The sequence below is a fragment of the Cyclobacteriaceae bacterium genome (assembly GCA_013141055.1).
In the GTDB taxonomy this organism is placed as follows: Bacteria; Bacteroidota; Bacteroidia; order Cytophagales; family Cyclobacteriaceae; genus ELB16-189.
Map to the genome: position 1 here is coordinate 359,593 of JABFRS010000001.1, position 21,037 is coordinate 380,629.

At 42.1% G+C, this 21,037-nt stretch carries 19 protein-coding genes; 13 read left to right on the top strand and 6 right to left on the bottom strand.

The features are described from left to right. Positions 1-64: 64 nt before the first annotated feature. Both HOP08_01680 and HOP08_01685 read left to right on the top strand, forming a co-directional pair. Positions 65-457 carry a hypothetical protein gene (locus HOP08_01680; GenBank protein ID NOT73608.1) on the top strand — a complete coding sequence of 131 codons (393 nt, stop codon included), beginning with the start codon at positions 65-67 and terminating at the stop codon, positions 455-457. 107 nt (positions 458-564) lie between these two features. Further along, positions 565-1,938, top strand: a complete 1,374-nt coding sequence (locus HOP08_01685) for a metallophosphoesterase (GenBank protein NOT73609.1) — start codon at positions 565-567, stop codon at positions 1,936-1,938. Positions 1,939-1,950: 12 nt separating this feature from the next. On the opposite strand, the gene HOP08_01690 is transcribed toward HOP08_01685, so the two are convergent. Genes HOP08_01690 through HOP08_01700 form a run of 3 tightly spaced genes read right to left on the bottom strand, consistent with a single transcriptional unit; the run spans position 1,951 to position 7,235 of the window. After that, positions 1,951-3,147, bottom strand: coding sequence for a patatin-like phospholipase family protein (locus HOP08_01690; protein NOT73610.1), 1,197 nt, complete (start codon positions 3,145-3,147; stop codon positions 1,951-1,953). A 30-nt stretch (positions 3,148-3,177) separates the two neighbouring features. After that, positions 3,178-5,085 (bottom strand): sensor histidine kinase, encoded by a 1,908-nt coding sequence (locus HOP08_01695; protein ID NOT73611.1) that lies wholly within the window; start codon positions 5,083-5,085, stop codon positions 3,178-3,180. Beyond that, a complete protein-coding gene (locus HOP08_01700; protein ID NOT73612.1) occupies positions 5,085-7,235 on the bottom strand; it encodes an FAD-binding protein in 2,151 nt (716 codons plus the stop codon). Before HOP08_01700 ends, HOP08_01695 begins: the two co-directional genes overlap by 1 nt. Before the next feature lie 128 nt (positions 7,236-7,363). Here HOP08_01700 and HOP08_01705 point away from each other — a divergent pair, with 128 nt between their 5' ends. Both HOP08_01705 and HOP08_01710 read left to right on the top strand, forming a co-directional pair. Beyond that, positions 7,364-8,455: a patatin-like phospholipase family protein gene (locus HOP08_01705; GenBank protein NOT73613.1), complete on the top strand. Its 1,092-nt coding sequence runs from the start codon at positions 7,364-7,366 to the stop codon at positions 8,453-8,455. A gap of 134 nt (positions 8,456-8,589) precedes the next feature. Then, complete coding sequence (locus HOP08_01710) at positions 8,590-9,699, top strand: DUF2911 domain-containing protein (protein ID NOT73614.1); 1,110 nt, start codon at positions 8,590-8,592, stop codon at positions 9,697-9,699. A 72-nt stretch (positions 9,700-9,771) separates the two neighbouring features. Here HOP08_01710 and HOP08_01715 read toward each other — a convergent pair whose 3' ends face one another. Next, entirely contained in the window at positions 9,772-10,263 is a 492-nt protein-coding gene (locus HOP08_01715; protein ID NOT73615.1) for a hypothetical protein, read from the bottom strand. Positions 10,264-10,463: 200 nt separating this feature from the next. On the opposite strand from HOP08_01715, the gene HOP08_01720 reads away from it, so the two are divergent. Next, a complete protein-coding gene (locus tag HOP08_01720) occupies positions 10,464-10,946 on the top strand; it encodes a hypothetical protein (protein ID NOT73616.1) in 483 nt (160 codons plus the stop codon). A 29-nt stretch (positions 10,947-10,975) separates the two neighbouring features. Then, positions 10,976-12,643, top strand: coding sequence for a M28 family peptidase (locus HOP08_01725; protein ID NOT73617.1), 1,668 nt, complete (start codon positions 10,976-10,978; stop codon positions 12,641-12,643). Positions 12,644-12,662: 19 nt separating this feature from the next. On the opposite strand, the gene HOP08_01730 is transcribed toward HOP08_01725, so the two are convergent. After that, positions 12,663-12,878, bottom strand: a complete 216-nt coding sequence (locus tag HOP08_01730; GenBank protein ID NOT73618.1) for a hypothetical protein — start codon at positions 12,876-12,878, stop codon at positions 12,663-12,665. A 138-nt stretch (positions 12,879-13,016) separates the two neighbouring features. Continuing rightward, positions 13,017-14,207 (bottom strand): MFS transporter, encoded by a 1,191-nt coding sequence (locus HOP08_01735; protein ID NOT73619.1) that lies wholly within the window; start codon positions 14,205-14,207, stop codon positions 13,017-13,019. A gap of 133 nt (positions 14,208-14,340) precedes the next feature. On the opposite strand from HOP08_01735, the gene HOP08_01740 reads away from it, so the two are divergent. The 7 genes from HOP08_01740 to ligA all read left to right on the top strand — a co-directional run bounded on the left by HOP08_01740 (position 14,341) and on the right by ligA (position 20,996). Next, positions 14,341-14,682 (top strand): hypothetical protein, encoded by a 342-nt coding sequence (locus HOP08_01740; protein NOT73620.1) that lies wholly within the window; start codon positions 14,341-14,343, stop codon positions 14,680-14,682. A gap of 152 nt (positions 14,683-14,834) precedes the next feature. Next, complete coding sequence (locus tag HOP08_01745) at positions 14,835-15,587, top strand: hypothetical protein (protein NOT73621.1); 753 nt, start codon at positions 14,835-14,837, stop codon at positions 15,585-15,587. 83 nt (positions 15,588-15,670) lie between these two features. Next, positions 15,671-16,486: a prohibitin family protein gene (locus HOP08_01750; GenBank protein NOT73622.1), complete on the top strand. Its 816-nt coding sequence runs from the start codon at positions 15,671-15,673 to the stop codon at positions 16,484-16,486. Between the two features lie 58 nt (positions 16,487-16,544). Further along, complete coding sequence (locus HOP08_01755; GenBank protein ID NOT73623.1) at positions 16,545-17,831, top strand: citrate synthase; 1,287 nt, start codon at positions 16,545-16,547, stop codon at positions 17,829-17,831. A 93-nt stretch (positions 17,832-17,924) separates the two neighbouring features. After that, positions 17,925-18,188, top strand: a complete 264-nt coding sequence (locus HOP08_01760) for an acyl-CoA-binding protein (protein NOT73624.1) — start codon at positions 17,925-17,927, stop codon at positions 18,186-18,188. 28 nt (positions 18,189-18,216) lie between these two features. Further along, on the top strand, positions 18,217-18,909 hold the full coding sequence (locus HOP08_01765) for a 16S rRNA (uracil(1498)-N(3))-methyltransferase (protein ID NOT73625.1): 693 nt from the start codon (positions 18,217-18,219) through the stop codon (positions 18,907-18,909). Between the two features lie 74 nt (positions 18,910-18,983). After that, the gene (gene ligA, locus HOP08_01770) at positions 18,984-20,996 is read left to right on the top strand and encodes an NAD-dependent DNA ligase LigA (GenBank protein NOT73626.1); all 2,013 of its coding nucleotides are present in this window, start codon (positions 18,984-18,986) and stop codon (positions 20,994-20,996) included. Positions 20,997-21,037 lie beyond the last annotated feature (41 nt).

The window sequence follows — 21,037 nt, forward strand, 5'->3', positions numbered from 1 at the left end:
TTAACCGCAGGGTCTCAACAGACTCTGCGGCACCCTATGGAATAGTATTTGTATCCCGATCATTATGGAAAAGAATACAAAAAATGCAGCACGCATCCTGTTGGGTGCGGGTCTGATACTGGCAGGCATCAGTCACCTTACCTTTGCCAGAAAAGAATTTCAGGCACAGGTTCCGGATTGGGTTCCATTAAAAAAGGATGACACCGTTGTGTATTCCGGCATGGCAGAAATTGCGCTTGGTAGTGCTATTGCTTTTTCAAATCAAAAGCATAGAAAAAGCATTGGAAAAATAGCAGCTGCTTTTTTCATTACTGTCTTTCCAGGTAACATCTCTCAATACACACAAAAGAGAGATGGCTTTGGTCTCGATACTGATCGGAAGAGATTCCTGCGATTATTCTTTCAGCCCGTTCTTGTCTACTGGGCTTTGAAAAGCACAGGAAATACGAATCACTAATCTGTACTGGAGAATCACAAAATAAAATTCTCAATTTGACAGTCTTTCAGCTCTGCTGATATTCTTTTTGTTAACGCTTTTCGATAACTTGAAGAATATCATCGTTTATGGCTAAGCGTAATCTGAAACAATACTTTCAAATTTCAAGGTCGACCTACGCCAACGAAAGAGCTACCCGGGCGAATCCATACGAAATTCCAAAAGACCCATCAAAATCGAGCGAAGTCAAAGAAGATCTTTCTGCACTTACCAAGGCAGGCAAGACCATTGAACGGTATTTCCGCAACAGCATCCTGTGGCTGAAAGATTTCTGGGTTCATAAATCTTATGAGTATCCCTCTTCAATTGACAATCCTCCTGCTTTGTTGCAGAGCAGTTCTGGCAATCCCATCACGATTGCTATTGCCGCTGACTGGGCTAACAATACTTCGCAATCAGAATTCATTGGGAATTGTATCAGGGAAAAAGGTCCAAACAAAACCGCACCTGATTATACCATCCATCTTGGTGATACTTATTACTGCGGATCAGATGAAGAGCTTGCTGCCTGCTTTGGAAGAGGTAATTCTGATGATGGAATATGGCCGCGTGGCAGCAAAGGGACTTTCGTTCTTGCTGGAAATCATGAGATGTTCTCATCGGGCCGGCCTTACTATAATCTGATCAAAGCAACCAACAGGAACCTTGGCATAAATAATCAGGGTCATGAACCCGTCTTTTGTCTGCAGACAGAACATTGGTGCATACTCGGTCTTGATACGGGATATGATTCTTTAAAACATGGATTGATCCCCATTCATATTCACCCGGATAAACTAAATCTGGAGCTAAAACAATCTGTTATCGATTGGCTCATCAAAAAAGTAAACATAAAGTCAAACAAGCGAGGCATTATTGTTCTCACCCACCATCCTAACAGTAGCGCTTTCCATGGTGAGCATGAGTTTAAAAATCCTGCAAGTCAATTGCATGAACTTTTACCCGGTCGTGAGGTCATCTGGATATGGGGTCATGAACATCGATTCTCCATGTATGGAAAGTTCAGCCATTCTGAAACTTCAATCTCGACATATGCAAGATGCATAGGTAATGGCGGCATGCCTGATGAGCATTCCAAGAGAAGATATCTTGATGAGAAATTAGCGAAGTCAAGAAATCTTGAGATATATGATAAACGAACTGCCGACACTTTTCTAAAGAAACCAGGTGCAATCTGTGGCAAAGATCTGGATATTGGTTACAACGGATATGCAGTCATAAGTCTGGAGCATGAAGAGGCAACCATTGATTACTATGCCAGCTACCAGGGCGATGAGCACATACGGCATCGGATACATCCACATGTAGGATCGGGAATCGATGAGAAAGTATTCACTGAGAAGTGGATCAGTGACGGTTCAGGAAAAATCAACAGGACACTGGCAAAGGATCATACAGAGGGTAGAAAGGAAGGATTGACACACTGGAGCACGAAGCCATAAGATTGTCAATGCTTACTTGAGAGTATTGTTGATCACTTCTCTCACAGACTTCTCCTTGATAATAAACTCCATGCGATTGTCTTTGGATTTAGCTGCGATCTCCCCTTCCCTTATTAAATCGATCATGGCTTCCTCAATAAAACCGAGCTCGTCAGGATATCTTGCTGCAACATCATCGGCCATCCAGTAAAATTTCATGACGATCTGCCTTTCACGTTCCTCAGCATTTGCTAAAGATGCAACACCATCAGATGCCAATATCGATACATTCAGATGCTTGGGAGGTGGTGGTGGAAATTTGCCGCAGTCATTAATATAATTTCTTAGAAGATCAGCATAGTTGACATTGTATGTGACCGTTCCTGAATTATAAATACTCAATATCCTCAGCAATCCTCCCATGAGACTCTCCTTCTCCTTATCCCAGTTTTGCTTCTCAGGGATCTTTGAATTGTTGATTACCACATCAATCGTATCAATATTATGGTTGATCGCATAGCGAAGAGCTTCCTCTACGGGTATCACCCTCCTGAGCCCACCATCAACATAATATGATTTCTTTCCTGCAGGATCGTTCATTTCAACATACGACATAAATAACGGCTCATTGGAAGAAGCCCAGATCCAGTTTACCATTTCCTCATAGTGTTCCTTCGACTTGCTGTAGGATGAATCCGTCTTTATCTCAAGCGCACCGGTTCGCATATTCGTAACTGCCACTGCCAGCATCATATTATTGCTTTTGTAAAAATCAATCAGGCTGTCATAACGTTTTTTTGTAAACCAATCCTCGATCAGTTCCTTAAGATTATCAGTTGTTCCAAGCGTCTTTTTAAAAATTCCGCGATACAATCCATTGAGGACACGAAGCTTCGTTGTGACCGTTTTGGTGGTGGGATTATACTTAACCTTAAATGGACTTATGTTGAAAATTGTATGCTGATTTACCTTGCTGTAAGCTTCCTTGAGGGTATCAAATTTCTGTAACAATACAAAAGGAGCCATCAGACTTCCCGTACTGGTACCATATACAATTTTATATCCACCATTCTTTTTATAAAGCTCCGAGATAAGTCCTACGCCCCACGCTCCTCTTGCACCACCACCGCTTACCACCAGCATCTTATTTCCAGGCGCTTTGAAATGATGTTGCGCAGAGCCAGTAATTGAGAGAGTTGAAATGAGCAAGAGTGTAAAAATTAATTTCATCTTCATCAGAATTTAAGATTATGATAGAATTTATGATGTTGATTCAACGCTGCCGCGGGAAGCATATCCAACACTGATATTTACAGAGTACGGGATTCGTATTTCGAAGACGGTTAATCCCATCTTGCTTTCCTTCAGAATGATCATTCCATTGAGAAGACTGACCGCCTCACTGACGATATTAAGTCCGATTCCGGACCCCTGAGATACCTGGGATCCCCGGAAAAATATTTCAAAGATCTTCCCTCTGCTGGCTTCCTCTACTCCGCTTCCATTATCAGAATAATGAAAAAGTATTTTATCCCGTTCCTTTGCTGCTCTTATTTTGATCCTTAACGGAACGTTTTCCTGTGCGAATAATTTACTGTTGGAAATCATTTCCTTGAAGATGAGAGAAAGCAGATACTCATCAGAATAAAAAGTAATATCCTCCTTTTCTTCAAATGAAATGGAGTCAAGTGGCAGATTCAAATCCACTCCGATTCTTTCGATAATCTTCTTTGCTTTTACATCCGACAGTCTGATCTTATAATTCTTGAGGGTATTCAATATGATATGCTTGTCCAGAATAGCCTCCATGTTATCTGCGGTGCGCTTCAGCTTATCAGCATACGTATCAAAATACTGTTGATCCGTTGACAAAAGATTAATCAATCCTTTGAGTCTCATCAATGGTCCACGTATATCATGTGCAGAGCGGTAGGTAAACAGATCCAGAGATTCGAGAGCATCCTTGAGCTTGGTGTTGCTTACTTTAAGATTTGAATTGGATTCGGATGTGATCCTGATATTTTCATTTTTAAGGAAGTTAAGCTTATCGGCAAGGGCGAAGCTCAAAAGACAGGCTTCCAGCAGAAGAGAGACTTTCAGGTAAAGTCCAACGGGAAAATCCAATGGAAGGATGTTAAGATTATACATGATGAACATCAAGCCGCCAGATGAATAAAGACAGGAGCCCCAGAAGAAATATCTGGCAGGTGTATATCCTTTCTGAATTACTTTACGCACAACATACAACTGAATAAAAATATACGGTATTGCGCATACCTGATACAAATAGGCGGCGAGATAATTGTAAGAAAAGAGATTCAACGGAACGAGAGAAACAAAGAACAGGATAACACAGACGAAATATGTTCTCCATTTCGGTTCATACGTCTTAAGATTGGTGAATGATATAAAGAACAGGCAATACAAAGCACTGTTCAATGCCGCTATCGATGGAACGAAGTCATTCAGTGCAGGCGACGATGGCCAGAAGTAATGAAACGAATATCCATCCAACGTAAGGATGAGTAGCAAGGCAAAAGAGTTGGCCATTGCATAGATGAGGTAGTTCAACTCCTTGGTCGCAATGCAAATGAAGAGATTGTAAATGATCAGGATAAGGATGGCTCCCAGAAAAATTGCTACTCCTATATCAGTAGTATGGAAACGCTCTTTAAAAGCATCCTGACTACCTAAAAAAACAGGAATTTCCGTCAGCTCTTTTACCTTGATCTTCAGATAGAATGTCTGCACACTGTCAGAAGCAGGCATATCCACCATAAAGCACTCAGTCTTGTACTTCCTGTCATAAAAAGGAAACCGATCTCCTGTAATGGCAAGTTCACGAAGGGAGTTATTCTCTTTGATATAAACTATAAGACTATCGATTGTGGCATTCAATACCCCCAGGACAGTCTTCTCCTGAGTAACATTAGTGAAACTGCCCTTCACCCATATAATATTATTAAGCTTCTCTGTTAGCGAAGGAACATTTGAAACAAAATCCGAAGTATCAAGCTGAATGCTCTTTGCTCCTTTGGAAAGACAATATTGGAGTCCTTTTGAATTGTCATACAACACTGTAGGATCAGTGATCTTTACCTGTCCATACGATTGCCCCAGACAAGTGATGACCAGTACAAGACAATAAAAAAGATCTCTTAATTTCATTATTTACCAAACAAATGAAGAGACCAGTAATCTGTCATGAAGATATTCTTCGGATCGCGCTTCGCTCTCAATTTCATAAAGTCATCCCATCTTGGATACTGCTTGCTAAGATAAGTGGCCCATTCAGGATAGGTAGTTTGTGTGCTTCCAGCTATTTTATGACCCGGTAGAAATTTCCCCCAATGCAATCTGAACGTGATTCCTTCAGTTTTCATGTCATCCCAGAATTGATTGAAGAAGCCATCCTCCCCTTTTGTTTCAGCGGATGGGTCACCCTCATTGTGCGTAAACCAAAAGAGATCGATTCTTAAGACCTTGGTTCCATAGGAAGGACTTAACCAAATGTCACTCTCCTCAGTAGCATATAATTCAGTGGCATAATAACCACAGGCCTTATATCGGTTCTCTTCATATTTTCTTCTCATGAAGTTCATTGCCTTACTTGCCTCTTCAATCGGCACCCACATCTCCGTAAACTCAGTTGCCAGAATTGTGTCGTTGATCTCATTATCCATTGCCAGACTTCCCCATGGATAATCTGAGAACGTTCTCGTTTGACCTTTTTTCGTTATTCCCTGGAACATCTTTACAACCCATGTTGGAAGCCATGGATTGGATTTGGGTTCGAAGATTTTTACAATAAAGAATAAAATAGAAATCGCGAAGCAAACGATCATCAATAAATACACTACGATCCATGCTGCTACCCATGCTGTAAAGGTGCTTCCCCATATCTGATAGACACTGTTTTTATAGGCCATGAATACAGGCAGAAGTTTTTTCCAGGCCTTAAAAAAATACCTGTTCTTCAGCATGGTGAAGATCACGCAACCTCCTGTCTGAAGAAAAAGCGCCGTGAACGGATACTTGCTCAACGAACTATAAGGCTGCCGCTCAAAGTTATCTTCTGGTGGGTCTTGTGGGCGATCTGCTTTCCAGATAACAACTCTCTCTACTTTGGGTTGCGGCCACCAGAGCAATCTTGCATAGGCGTTCTTTTTAAAGAAGTCCATCAGAGGAACTTTCTTGTCCAAAGTCTTTTCATCGAACAGATCAACTTCACATTCCTTCATTGCAACCGTCTTCTCTTCACCTTCAATGATAAACATCGGGCTGAGCTTTAATCGGATCTTGCTCATGATCCCCTGAACACCCAATGAAGTGAGAAGCGCATTGAAATGATCCTCACCTTTATAAAACCACTCAACATTTCCTTCACCATCAATCATGGAGAAGGCTTCGATATTATCAATAATGTTGTATTGCAAAGATCCACCTGAACTTCCTGTCATCAGAAATCCTGATAATGTCTGGTGAATGATGCCACCAAGATCTTCCAGCGTAAAGTTCTTCGCCTTGATCTGATACAGCAATCCATTCTCAAAGCTGGATTGTCCAGGATCATCATTGGGATCATCACCTAAATGAATACCGGCTTCCACTTCTACAACTCCGGTCTTATCATCCAGCCACCTGAATTTTTTATATCGATCCAGCATGATATTAATATGCTCTGACCTGGATGGATGAGGTAGAGAGACTTTATTTGGATAGTCCAATGGACCTGCATAGATGGCGTGAGATAGTGAATGCGCAGCACCTCTGCACCGGATCTTAACATTTCTGGTGGCGGCCTCTTTTACAAGATAAACGATCTCTTCCTCAGTAGAAGGATGATAAAATCCATCCATGTGAACTTCCAATCCAAAACCCGTTTTCTGGTTGAGCAGAAGGTTTTTCACATAAAGCAGGAAGATCAGTGCTCCAAGCATCAGCACTACAATTGAAACGTAGGTAGTCTTTTCCCAGCCGGCAGCGTGATTCGGAAAGCTGAAAAAGAGCTGGACGCACTCGATCGTAAAAAAACCAAAGTTCGTGGTGAATGAACTGCTCAGTAAGGAGAGATAATTTTCGCGGGTCTCCGGTGTCAGCTTCTTGAGACCGAAGTAGGCAACGTAGAGATTAAAAAATATAACAGGTGTTTCAAAAAAATGAATAACAAGACTTCCCCAGACCCATGAATCACAAAATATTTTATACGATGACCAGTCATATCCCATCGCCGGAGGAATATGAACAAATGTTACTCCGACTACACAAAAGGCGACAATCGAGTAAGAATACCAAACAATTGCTTTCTCAGCAGACATAGGTTTGCTCTTTTGATTTATGAAACCGGATAGAAAAAAGTGCTAATGGGAGGTCAGAGACGTGATAATAAAGAAATTATAGGGTAAATTAAAGGGTTCGTTTAAAATTTTTAACTCAACTTAACTTTATGGGAGCAAAAAAAATCGCGCTCGTGCTGAGTGGCGGAGCATTTAACGGAGCCTTTCAAATGGGTGCACTGCAATACATGAACACTCACTGGGCAGAGATATTTCCCACGTATAGTACACCTATGAAGTTTGATATTGTAACAGGGATTTCCGTCGGCGCGCTGAATGGGGTCTTCGTTGCATCGGAAAGGTTTGAGGAACTGGAAAAGTTCTGGCAGAAGTTGTCTGACAACGGCGCAGAAGAGGTTTTCACCTCTGAATACATTGATACAAAATCACAATCGGATAAGCTGGAGTTTCGAAAATTCTCCTTCTGGAAACAGATCATCTTGCTCTTCAAAATAAAAAAGCTGATAAAGGAAACCAAGGCTCTAGCCGACATAGCTCCCCTGCATCAGAAGCTTAAGGACACTGTAACAAGAGCAGCTGTGAAGACCAATTTTAAATGTGGGTTGGCAACCCTCAACGATCAGGGTAAATATCAATCCTTTGGGGCTGAAGATTTTTCAACAGATGAGGATTTTCAAAATGCAATCCTGGCGTCTGCTTCGATGCCAATCATCTGGAAACCCGTTGAAAAGATCACCACTAAAAACGGAACCGTTATTAGTAATACAGTCGATGGTGGCATTCGCACAGTAGTTCCGCTTGGCGATGCAATTAAAGATATCAAACTTGATGCTGCCTCAGAATATACAATCATCATCGTCAATTGCTGCAGCACAAAAGTAGATTCAGTCGATCCGGAAAAATTAAAGAATTACAACATGGCCGAGATCGCACTGCGGTCTGTTGTCAGCATATCTCAAAACGAGATCACCAATAATGATTCTGAATGGTTTCTGAAGATCAATGACATTCTTGCCCAGCTAAGGGAAGCTAATATCAATCTACCTATCAAAGCGTATGACTTTGAATCTCAATCGAGACTACCACAGGATATTTTAAGGGAATTCAAATTTGTTCTGATCCAACCTGACCCGGAAGTTATGGGGGACGAACTGGTAGCTAACAAAAAGCTCCTTGACAAAAGGACCGAACATGGAAAAGAGAAAGCTAATAAAGCTTTTTCAGGAAAGACAATCGATTAATAAATCTAACCCACCTGATGGGATATTGCCGTTGCTCATTCCATTAGTAATCTTAATGTCACGATTCATATAAATTCTACTCATCGAAAAAAGAAGCATCCATATCTTTAATATCAAATAAACTCCTCTTAAAAATGAAACAGAAATTACTCTCGCTTGTTGCTCTGTGCTTCCTGGTCGTCAGCGTCGCATGGTCCCAGATGACTTTGCCACCGAGCGGAAACAATCAAAAAAGTGAAGTGACTCAATACATGGGCTTATCTAAAGTTACCATTGTGTATAGCAGTCCTGATGTAGCCGGTCGGGAGATCTGGGGCAAGCTTGTTCCCTATGGCATGACCAATCTTGGCGGATTCAGAAGTTCTGATACAAATCCCTCTCCATGGAGAGCCGGTGCAAATGAAAACACAACCATAACTTTCACTACGGATGTGGAAGTTGAAGGCAAACCTTTGAAAGCAGGAACGTATGGATTGCACATGGCACCAGGAACGGATGAATGGATCATCATATTCTCAAGCAACGCCGGAGCATGGGGAAGTTTTTTCTATATTCCTTCTGAAGATGTATTACGGATAAATGTAAAGCCAGCCGCAAGCGAGTTTACAGAGTGGCTCACTTATGATTTCTCTGATCGCCAGCAGAACAGTACGACAGCACGATTAAAGTGGGAGAAAATTGCCGTTCCCTTCAAGATCAGTGTACCAAACGGAGATGACTTATATGTAAAGAAGATCCGTGAGGAGTTAAGTGGCCCTAAAGGATTCAACTGGCTGAATGTGGTTGCCGCAACAAACTTCTTTGCCGGCAAAAAACTAAATCTTGACGAAGCTCTTGCCTGGGACCAAAGTCTGATCGACCGTAACATTCGCTATTTCCCGATCTATAATTCAAAAGCAAATGTTCTGGCAGCGCAGGGGAAACAAGCTGAAGCTGATGCCGTGATGAAAGAAGCTATCAACTTGCCAGATGCTACTCCGGGTCAAATATCAAATTATGGCCGGACGTTGATCACTCAGAAAAGACCCAAGGATGCGATGGTAGTTTTTGAGACAAATCTCAAACGCAATCCAGGTAATGCAAATGCGCTGACGGGTATGGCGCGTGGTTATTCTGCAAATGGGGATAATAAAAAAGCATTGAAGTTTATGCAGGATGCTTTCAAAGCTGAAACAAATCCTCAGGTTAAAACTGCAATTGACGTTATGGTGAAAAAACTTGAGAAGGGCGAAGCTATTAACTAGAAATCAGAAGTTCATACCAATAAAAAACCCGATGAATGCTGATGCGCTCATCGGGTTTTATCTTTTAAACCATTACTCTCCCCTGTTCAGATAGAAAGTAAATCCGACACCCAGACCGATGGTACTGCCATTGTCATACTTCACAAATCTTATTGCTGGCTCAACAGCTATAAATTTATTGATAAATGCTGCATAGCCTACTTCCAAAGGAATTGAGGTTGAGCTGGAGCCACCACTTGAAGAAGAGTTAACACCTGCACCTAAAAATATCTTTCCGTTGAAATAGTAACGTCCGAATACACCCACCAAAGTTGAACTTCCGCTTGATGCATCGGTGCTATAACCCGATACTCCGAGGTTAAGACCTAACACAAAATTCTCAGCAAGAAAATAACCGCCCTTGAGATTAAGATTGTAATCTGTCGAACCCGAACCTGTACTAGGAATGCTTCGTGTAACCGAAAACGCTGAATTAACTCCCACCAGCACAGTTCCTTTTTCAATTTGAGCAGATGCTGCCGAAACAGTCAACACTGCAAATAGCATTAATAAGATTTTTTTCATAGAATGTTGGTTTGTTTTACAAAGGTAAATAATTTATTTAAGTTCATTAATCAAGGATGGATCGATTCGTTATTTGGTAGGGTGCTATCGGTGATCTGCCAAATACAGCCGGTCATTGGCAATAACAACCGCGTTTATATTGCGAATCCAATAAGACACCATTTTAATTATCTTTAAAAAAACAAAGCGGACCTTCATAAATGCAAAAAGTAAGAAGATCGATATTGGTATTTCTATTTGCTTTAAGTGCAACTCTTCCTGGTTTCAAGTCCAGAGACAACCTGATGCAAACAATGCCCATACTGAGCTACGGCGAGAATGGAATTAAAATTGACGACACTCAATGCTCTACCGACTTAAGTTCCGATGGAAAAAGTCTCTCCATCGCCGCTTTCAACACAGTTTCCGCCAGTATGTGTCAGATCCAGTTTAATACCCCGGAACCTGTCAGCGGCACATACACCACAGTTTTTGAAGAACCGATTGGTAAAGGGCAGGTCTTAATCCATGTCAACGGCGAGTTATTTGATGGTAAAAATTACAACGCACTTTCAGGACAAGTTGTGATATTAAAAAATGTGTCTGGAAAATTTAAAGTCACATTCAATGACATAGCTTTGATGGATATCCAAACCAAAAAGAACATCAACAGAAAAATTTCCGGCAACTTTGGATGCAATTAAATATCGTATCACTTTAATCTTATCTTATCATGAATAAAAAGATCATACTTTTCCTTGCCTCGCTCCTCACCTTACATTTCAGCAGTTCATTTTCTCAGGCTGATCAGGATCTTGAAAAAACACTGACCGATGTTAATGCAAATGCGATTAAAGGCCATATGACTTTCCTCGCCGACGATCTCATTGAAGGACGTCAACCTGGAACAAAAGGATTTTCCATTGCTTCAAAATATATCGAAACACAGTTTATTTCACTTGGACTGCAACCCGGAGTCGATGGCGTTTCTTACCTCCAGCCTGTACCCTTTCGCAAAGGCATTGTTGATGAAGCCGGAAGCAGCTTTGTATTAACGATCAAAGGCAAGCAGGAGACACTGACACTTGGAAAAGATTTTATCGTCAATCCATACTTTCCTCAAACAGAATCAGAAGTCAAGGCAGCTCTGGTCTTCGTTGGCTTTGGAGTTTCAGCACCAGAATTATCATATGATGATTATAAGGGAGTTGATGTTAAAGGAAAGATTGTCGTCTATCTCAATGGAGCACCTTCGGGATTTCCATCCAACGAGAGAGCGTACTTTTCTTCTGCATCGAAATTAACAGAGGCTATTATGCGCGGGGCTGTTGGAGTCATTTCTTTCAGCACACCCACTGATAACAGAAGTTCATGGGAGGCAATGGTAAGAAGAACGAAACAAGGATCATTCAAATGGCTGAACAAGGAAGGTAAACCTGCTAATGCTGCTGATGAGCTAAAAGCTTCTGTCAGTTTTAATCCTGAATTTGCTTCCAGGCTTTTCACGGGTTCCGGTAAAACACTTGAAACTGTATTGCTTAATGCAAAATCAGATAAGCCCGGGTCATTCTCCCTGAATGCAGAAGCATCCATTAAAGTAAAGACCGCTCATAGTTTTGTTCAGGGATCAAATCTTGTAGGCGTACTTCCCGGTTCTGATCCAAAACTAAAAGACGAATACATTGTCTATGCTGCCCACCTTGATCACTTTGGAAAAGGAGCGCCAGTTAAAGGAGATTCCATTTACAATGGTGCTCATGATAACGCTTCGGGGGTATCTATTCTCCTGGGCATCGCTCAGGCATTTCGAAATTATCCAAAACCTCCAGCACGCTCTATCATTTTTGCCGTAGTGACGGGAGAAGAGTATGGATTATTGGGATCAGATTATTTTATCAACAATCCATCGATCAAACCTGAAAGCATTGTCGCTAATCTTGCCATCGACATGCCTTTCTTCTTCCATCCTGTTCTTGATATAGTCCCTTATGGTGCTCAGCACTCCAGTCTTTCAAAACAGGTAGAAAAAGCTGCAACCTATCTCAATCTAAAGATCAGTCCTGATCCATTTCCAGAGCAGGTTGTATTTGTACGTAGTGATCACTATAGTTTTATTAAGAAAGGAATTCCCGCACTATTCATAAAGAGCGGCTTTATGACCGTTCCGGAAGACAAAGTCGACCGTTCAAAATCTGATCTGGCGTGGCGAAGCACAATCTATCACACACCTCAGGATGATATGAGCCAGGCATTTGATTTCAATGCAGCAGCCATGCACGTTAAGGTAAATTTCCTCATCGGGCATTTCATCAATCAGGAAACGACGCGCCCTTCCTGGAATCCAAATGATTTCTTTGGAGGTAAGTTCGGAAAGAAAGAAAAGATTGATTTAAAGAAATAGAATCAACTTAGAGCAAAGCTCATTTTTTCTCTTTTACAAGAGCGAGGTGGTGCTTTGCTTTTTCAATTTCTTCATCGGAAGATTTCGTGATGATTTCAAGCTTGCCAAGAAATTCCACGTTGGCTCCTTCCTTGATCTCCACTCCCCCTTTGATGACTACGTTGGATGTCTTTCCAAAAATGACATTTGCTCCTTTATTGATTATCAGTTTGGCATTCGAGGGAGGATTCAACATGCGGAACAAACTATGACAATGATTGCATCTAAGAAATTCATTATCTTCTTTTGTGAAATCAGTTGACCCACACTGACTGCATTGACATTTTTCCATAGCGAAAAGATAATGCAAATCTTTTATAATGGACCGATGGGTTTAGAGCTTGCGATCGGCATCAATGAAAAGCCAGAGGAATCCTCCAAAAATTAATAGAGCTCCGATCACAACAACAGGAATTGTATAACTATGAAATGATGTGACCACATATCCTACCCCCACCGAAATAAGCGTTCCGGCAAGCAGACCTGCTGTATTCATAGCGCCAGTGATCGCTCCACTATTCTTACCTCCCATGCTTGTGGCAACTGCCCACGAGACGGGCGCAGTGACATCCATAAATGCGAGCCCTAGTGCAAGGAATATGATTGCTACAGAATTATCAGTGATCATGGCTACCATTAGCATGGAGGATCCCGATAATATCAATCCGATTAAAGGTACCAGCCTCCTGCCCCAGTTCATTCCGATCTTCTTTACAAGCAAATCACTGATCGATCCGCCGGCAAGACAGCCAATAGCGGCCAGAAAAAATGGAAGCGATGCAGAGTAGGCAAGCTGATCTTCAGTGATGCCCCTGCCATTCTGCAAGTATCTCGGAAGCCAGGATATAAAGAAGAATACACCCCCCGCATAACAGAAATACATCATCATCAGTAACCAGAAATTGCCATTGGACAACCATACTTTCCATGACACTCCATCCTCTGACTTCGTTACAGGCTCATGGTTTTCTTCGGCATCACGATACATGATGGTCCATATCAATACCCAGACCACACCCACTGCTCCCAAAACATAGAAAGAAACTCTCCAGCCATAGTGCATTTGCAATGGAATGACAAGAAACGGTGCAATTGCTCCCCCGATACGACTAGACATCCAGATGAGAGCCTGAGCTCTTGCACGTTCAACAGCAGGAAACCAGCCACGAATGGCGATAGCAGTGTTGGGATAAGCTCCTGCTTCACCTGCGCCGAACATAAACCTGATGATAAACAGGGAAGCAAAACCTCCTGCAAATCCGGTAATGATTGTGAAGAATGACCACCATAATACAACCCTTATCAAGATGCGTTTAGCACCAAACCGATCTCCCATAAGACCTGTTGGGATTTCGAAGACACCATAAGCAATGGTAAAAGCGCTTAATATCCATCCAAACTGACCATCGGTTAGTTGAAGCTCTTCTGTGATCCGTTGTCCGGCAAGGGAGATTGCGTTACGATCGAGGAAGGTAATTACCGACAGCACCGAGAGGAGAATGAGTACGACGTATTTTCGTTGCATAGGTATAAGCACCTAAAGTTGTATAAAAAAATCAGAGATCATAACTTTAGAAATAAACAGTTATGTAACTTTATACCCACATCAGAAATTCTGATGCACTAAATCAGAAAACAACCATTAAAAATCAGTTGCTATGGCAAAGAAAAAAGCGAAGAAGATTGTGAAAAAAGCGGCTAAAAAGGCTGTGAAAAAAGCAAAGAAATCTATTGCAAGAAAGCTCGGCGCGAAAGCGAAATCGATCAAGAAAGCAGTAACAAAGAAAGCTGCCGGAGTTAAAAAAGCAGTAGTGAAAAAAGCAGGGACTGTTAAGAAAGCGGTTACTCAAAAAGCAAAGTCTGTTAAGAAGAATGTGATTGCAAAGGCTGGTCAAGTGAAAACTGCCGTTGTTGATAAAGCATCAGAAGTTAAAACTGCAGTTGAAAATTCAGTAGAGCAAGCAAAGCTGGATTTCAATGATGGATACACCAAAGGATAAGTAACTCCTTTTAATAACCATAAAAGAGCGATCCATAAGGTCGCTTTTTTCATTTATTCCATATTTCAGGAACCGGTTTCGTGCCGCGTTTTCCATTCCCGCCAGCAGAAAAAAATAGTCAAAAAAACCTACCTTGCACTACATCCTTTCCTATGTTTAATTTTTCTCTTGACCGGGTTCTTTCCAAACGCGAGCTGCAGCGCGAAAAGACAAAAGACTACCGTAACATCGTTCTGATCCAGATCCTCATTATAGTATTCGGTCTCACGCTTTCAGAACCGCTTCTCACCGATTCAAAAAGTGATGCATCTAAATTCATCATTGCTGTCTTCTCCTTCTTCGGTGCCACCTATGCTTTTCTACTATGGGATCTTTTAAGAGACTTCACCACCAACAAGACGCTCATCCGCACGATCTTTTTTGTTTTACTGGGAATTGTCGTCGTTGGATCGCTGGTTGAATTCCCATACTATCAAACCATACACATTGCCAATCGCCAGGCGTATCTTCTGACCATCCATAGTCTCCTCTTTCCAATTGAAGTCACTGTCATTTCATTTGCCATCCGGGACATCTTCTCCGGCGGCTTTATGTCCGGCGATAAACTCTGGGGAGCGGCCTCTATTTTTCTTATGATAGGAATCTCTTTCGGAAGCCTTTACGATCTTCTTACCATCATTAATCCTGGCTCTCTTGGCGCTGACATTGAACTTGGACTTCCCAACTACTCTGAATGTGTTACTTATAGCTTCTGCATTTTGGGAGGTGTTGACCCAGGGTTGGAGCCAACACGTCTTATCCGTAATATCAGCACAATTGAAGCAGTCTGGGGAAACATCTATGGAATGCTCATCATCGGCCGTCTTTTAGGCCTGCCCCGTCAGGAAGAATCCAAAGAATCCTGAGGATCCAGGGCAAAGTCTCCTTATTCTGAACGATCAATTTTACTAACTTTAACGCTCCTCTAACCTGGAATTAACTAATCAATATGAATAACCGCAGATTACCCATTATCATTGCCGGAGTGGTAGGCATCATAATTCTGATGTCAGTATCCTCAAGCTTATTCTTTACCATTGAATCAACCGAAAGAGCAGTCATGTTCTACCCTTTTACCATTGGACTTGACAAGGAAAATGTAATTGATCAGGGTATTCATTGGAAAGCACCCTGGAACAAGATCTATATCTATAAGGTCAATGAGCAATCCTCTGATGAGAACATGGACATTCTTGATAAAAATGGCCTCTCCATTCACGTGGACATCACCGTTCGTTATTTTCCAATCCCCGAACAAATCGGATATGTGCATCAGAAGTTCACTCAGTCATATGTGGATGTACTTGTAATTCCTGAGGTTCGCTCTACAGTGAGACAGGTCATGGGCCGTTACACAGCGGAGGAGATTTACTCAACGAAACGCCCTGAAGTTGAAGGAGCGATCAAAAATGAAACTGAAAAGATTCTCACCGCAAACTTCGTCACCGCAACTGCTGTCCTTATCCGATCCATCGTCCTTCCTGAGCAAATAAAAGGTGCTATTGAAAACAAGCTCCAACAGGAACAAGAGGCATTGGCTTACCAATTCCGCCTTGATAAGGAAAAGAGCGAAGCAGAAAGAAAGAGAATTGCCGCTGAAGGTGAATCACGGGCCAATAACATTATCAATAACAGCTTGTCTGACAAATTATTGAAAATGAGAGGTATAGAGGCAACTTTGGAGCTTTCTAAATCTCCCAATTCAAAAGTGGTGATTATAGGATCAGGTAAGGATGGAATGCCTTTGATTTTAGGAAATAATTAACCCAAAGGACTTCCAACTACAAAAACCCCGATTTACTTTAGAGCAAAATAGACTTATCATGGCAAAGACAGCGCAATTGATTTTGGACGGAAAAACATATGAACTTCCCGTATTTGAAGGCACAGAAAATGAACAGGGTATTCAGATTGGTGATCTTTTAGAAAAAGCAGGTGCCGTAACACTGGATCCTGGCTATAAGAATACAGGCGCTACAAAAAGTGCAATTACTTTCCTTGATGGAGACAAAGGCATTCTTCGCTACCGCGGATATTCTATTGAAGACCTTGCTGACAAATCCAGCTTCCTGGAAGTTGCCTACCTCCTTATCTTTGGTGAACTGCCTAAGAAAGAAGAACTGGGTAAATTCTCCAATGACATCAAGACGCATACTCTGGTTCACGAGGATATCAAAAAAATACTTGACGGATTCCCTTCCACTTCCCATCCTATGGGTGTGTTGGCATCTATGTTCTGTGCACAAACAGCTTTCTATCCAGAGTCACTCGATCCAAATCGTTCGGTCGAAGGAGTTTATCTAAGCATCGTTCGTTCTTTGGCTAAAATGCCAACGTTCGCGGCATGGGCATACAAAAATGCAGTCGGACATCCTGTTAACTATCCCGACAATTCGCTCGACTATTGTGCACGTTTCCTGAAGATGTTATATGCTTTACCGGCAGAACAATATGAAGTTGATCCAGTGGTAGCAGGTGCTCTTGATAAGCTTCTGATCCTTCATGCTGATCACGAACAGAATTGCTCTACTTCTACCGTACGTATGGTGGGATCATCAAAGGCCAGCATCTACTCTTCCATTTCAGCGGGTATCAATGCACTTTGGGGACCACTGCATGGTGGCGCCAATCAGGAAGTGATCCTGATGCTTGAAGAGATCAAGAAAGATGGTGGCGATACTGAGAAGTGGATTAACAAAGCAAAAGATAAGAATAGTGGCTTCCGCCTAATGGGCTTTGGTCATCGCGTTTATAAAAACTTTGATCCACGTGCCAAGATCATCAAGAAAGCTGCCGATGACGTATTAAAGAAACTGGGTGTTAATGATCCGGTTCTCGAAATCGCCATGAAGCTTGAAGAGGCCGCATTGAAAGATCCTTACTTCGTAGAACGCAAACTCTATCCTAATGTGGATTTCTATTCCGGTATCATTTACCGCGCGTTAGGCATTCCGGTAGACATGTTTACCGTCATGTTTGCCATGGGACGTCTTCCAGGATGGATCGCACAATGGAAAGAAATGCGTGAGAATAAGGAACCTATCGGGCGTCCAAGACAGATCTACACTGGACAGAAATTGCGTCCTTATGTAGAAATCGCCAAGCGATAAATACATCCATTATTAAACAGAAGGCAGTTGACAAAGCCGTTCGATTGAACAAACTTTGTCAACTGTTTTTTATTTCCTATCAACCGAAAAACCATGGCACTACAAGAAGACTTCCAATCCGCAGCATCACGCTCCAAGGATTTTACAAAACGTCCTTCCAACGAAGAACTACTAAGCATCTATTCATTATTCAAGCAGGCAACGGATGGGGATGTGACGGGCGATCGCCCGGGAGGATTTGATTTCAAAGCTATCGCCAAATACGATGCCTGGGCAGCGATCAAGGGTAAAACTAAAGACCAGGCAATGCAGGATTATGTGGATCTCGTTGCAAGACTGGAGAAAGAGTATAAATAGAATTCACTCATCAATTACCTGAGATCAGATGCATCTCTTTTATCAACCTGACATCACCCTGGGACATCTGCTGGCAGAAGAGTCGAAGCATGCTATCAGGGTCTTGCGGTTGGAGCAAGGAACTGAGATTGAATTGACGGATGGAAAAGGTGGTTTCTATCTTGGCAAGATTACAACGGCGGATCCTCACGAATGCGGATTCAGCATTATAAAAATCAGCATCATCCCTCCGCGGAACTTTTCCATTCACCTCGCCATCGCTCCCACCAAAAATGCAGACCGAATCGAATGGATGGTTGAAAAGGCTGTGGAGATAGGTATCGAAAAAATATCATTCATCCAATGCAGAACATCGGAGCGTAAGAGCATCAATATTGAGCGACTCGAAAAGCTTGTGATCAGCGCCATGAAGCAATCACAGAAAGCCTGGTTGCCGATGTTATCCTACATGATCCCTTTTGAAAAGTTCGTCGCTGACGCAAAAGAGTCTCAAAGATTCATTGCCTACGTTGATCATGAGAACCCGGATCAGTTGAAGAATCTTGCAATGTCCGGATCAGATTACCTGATTACCATTGGCCCTGAAGGAGATTTTACCAAAGAAGAACTATCACTCGCCATCGCCTCAGGATTTAAAAAAGTAAGTCTTGGCCCTTCCCGCCTCCGGACAGAAACCGCCGGACTCGCAGCCTTAATGACACTCAATCTACTGAATCAGTAACCCTGATTTCGTGAAGCACTTTTCTTCACAGAATCAATCTTCAGATTTACAGATTTTCAAATTACTTTAGCGTCATGACTATTTCTGAGGCTAAAAAGCAAATCACAAAGCTCACTGAGCAAATCAATCATCACAGCGAGCTCTATTATCAAAAGAGTAAAACTGAGATCAGCGATCTCGAATTTGACAAGCTTTTAGAACAGCTACTGGCAATTGAAAATCAGTTTCCTCAACTCAAACTTTCTGACTCTCCTACCCAGCGTGTCGGTGGAACCATTACCAAGGAATTTGAAACAGTGGTTCATAAATATCCAATGCTTTCACTGGGCAATACATATTCTCAGGAAGAGCTCGAGGACTTTGACGGGCGAGTTGCAAAAGGGCTGGATGGCGATCCCTACGAATATTTTTGCGAATTGAAGTTTGATGGCGTTTCCATTAGTCTCATCTATGAAGAGGGAATGCTGAAGCGTGGCATCACACGGGGTGATGGTGTCCGGGGTGATGATGTTACTGCTAATGTGAAAACAATTCATTCTATACCCCTCCGGGCAAAAGGAAAGAACTTCCCACCCTCTTTTGAAGTGCGCGGCGAGGTCTTTCTTCCAAAGAAAGTATTTGAAAAACTGAACAAAGAGCAGGAGGATATTGGTGAAGAGAAATATGCCAACGCCCGCAACACCGCTTCAGGAACACTGAAGATGCAGGATTCCAAAACTGTCGCTCAACGAAAACTGGATTGTTTTACCTACTATCTTCTTGGAGCAGATAACAAAATTGAAACACATGAGGAAGGGATCAAAAAACTCGAAGCCATGGGCTTTAGTGTTTCTCCAACATATAAAAAATGTAAGAACATTAAAGAAGTTCTGGAATATATCAATCACTGGGATAGCCGACGTCAAAGCCTTCCATTGGACACGGATGGCGTTGTTATAAAGGTCAACAATCTCGAGCAGCAAAGACAACTTGGTCTTACTGCAAAGAGTCCAAGGTGGGCAATTGCCTTTAAATACAAATCCGAAAGCCTCAGCACACGACTCAATGGCATTACCTATCAGGTAGGAAGAACAGGTGCCATCACTCCTGTCGCCGAACTGGAACCGGTACTACTCGCAGGCACTACGGTTAAGCGCGCCTCCCTTCACAACGCCAATGAGATTGCCCGTCTTGATCTTCGCATCGGTGATTATGTGTTTGTAGAAAAGGGCGGCGAGATCATTCCTAAAGTGACCAGTGTAGATATTGCTAAAAGAAAATCAGGAACGAAACCTGTTAACTATATAACCAAATGCCCTGAATGCGGAGCCGGACTGGTCCGCAAAGAAGGTGAAGCAAACCATTATTGTCCTAATGAAAAAGGCTGTCCTCCTCAGATCAAGGGAAAGATCGAGCACTTCATTCAGCGCAAAGCAATGAACATCGATTCATTGGGGGAAAAGACCATCAGCCAGTTGTATGAACTCGGCATTGTAAAAAGTCCTGCGGATCTCTATGACCTGACAAAAGAATCTGTCATGAAACTGGAGGGCTTTAAAGAAGTATCAACAAGAAATCTACTGGCAGGGATAGAAAATTCAAAATCCACCCCATTTGAGTCGGTATTATTTGCCAATGGCATTCGCTTCGTTGGAAAGACCGTTGCGGAAAAACTTGCCCGGTATTTCAAGAATATGGACAATCTTCAGAAAGCTACTTATGATGAATTGTTAAATGCCCCTGAAGTGGGTGAAAAGATTGCCGAAAGTGTTGTTGCCTTTTTTAAGGTACGCGACAACCTGAAAGAGATTGACCGGTTAAGGAAGGCAGGTCTGGATTTTGTGTCTTCTGAGAAAGAAGTCGAACTTGAAAGCAATTCACTTGGAGGTAAATCATTTGTTGTCTCTGGCACTTTCGTCAATTACGAACGGGATGCTATCAAGGACGTCATCATTGCAAATGGAGGTAAAGTACTATCTGGTGTTTCAGCCAAGCTGGATTATCTGGTAGCGGGTGAAAACATGGGACCTGCCAAACGTGAGAAGGCTGAAAAGCTTAACGTGAAGATCATTTCAGAGGATGAATTTCAAAAGATGCTGAAAGGCTGATGCGATTGAAGAAATTTCCGATAATTTAGCCGTCGCTTAAC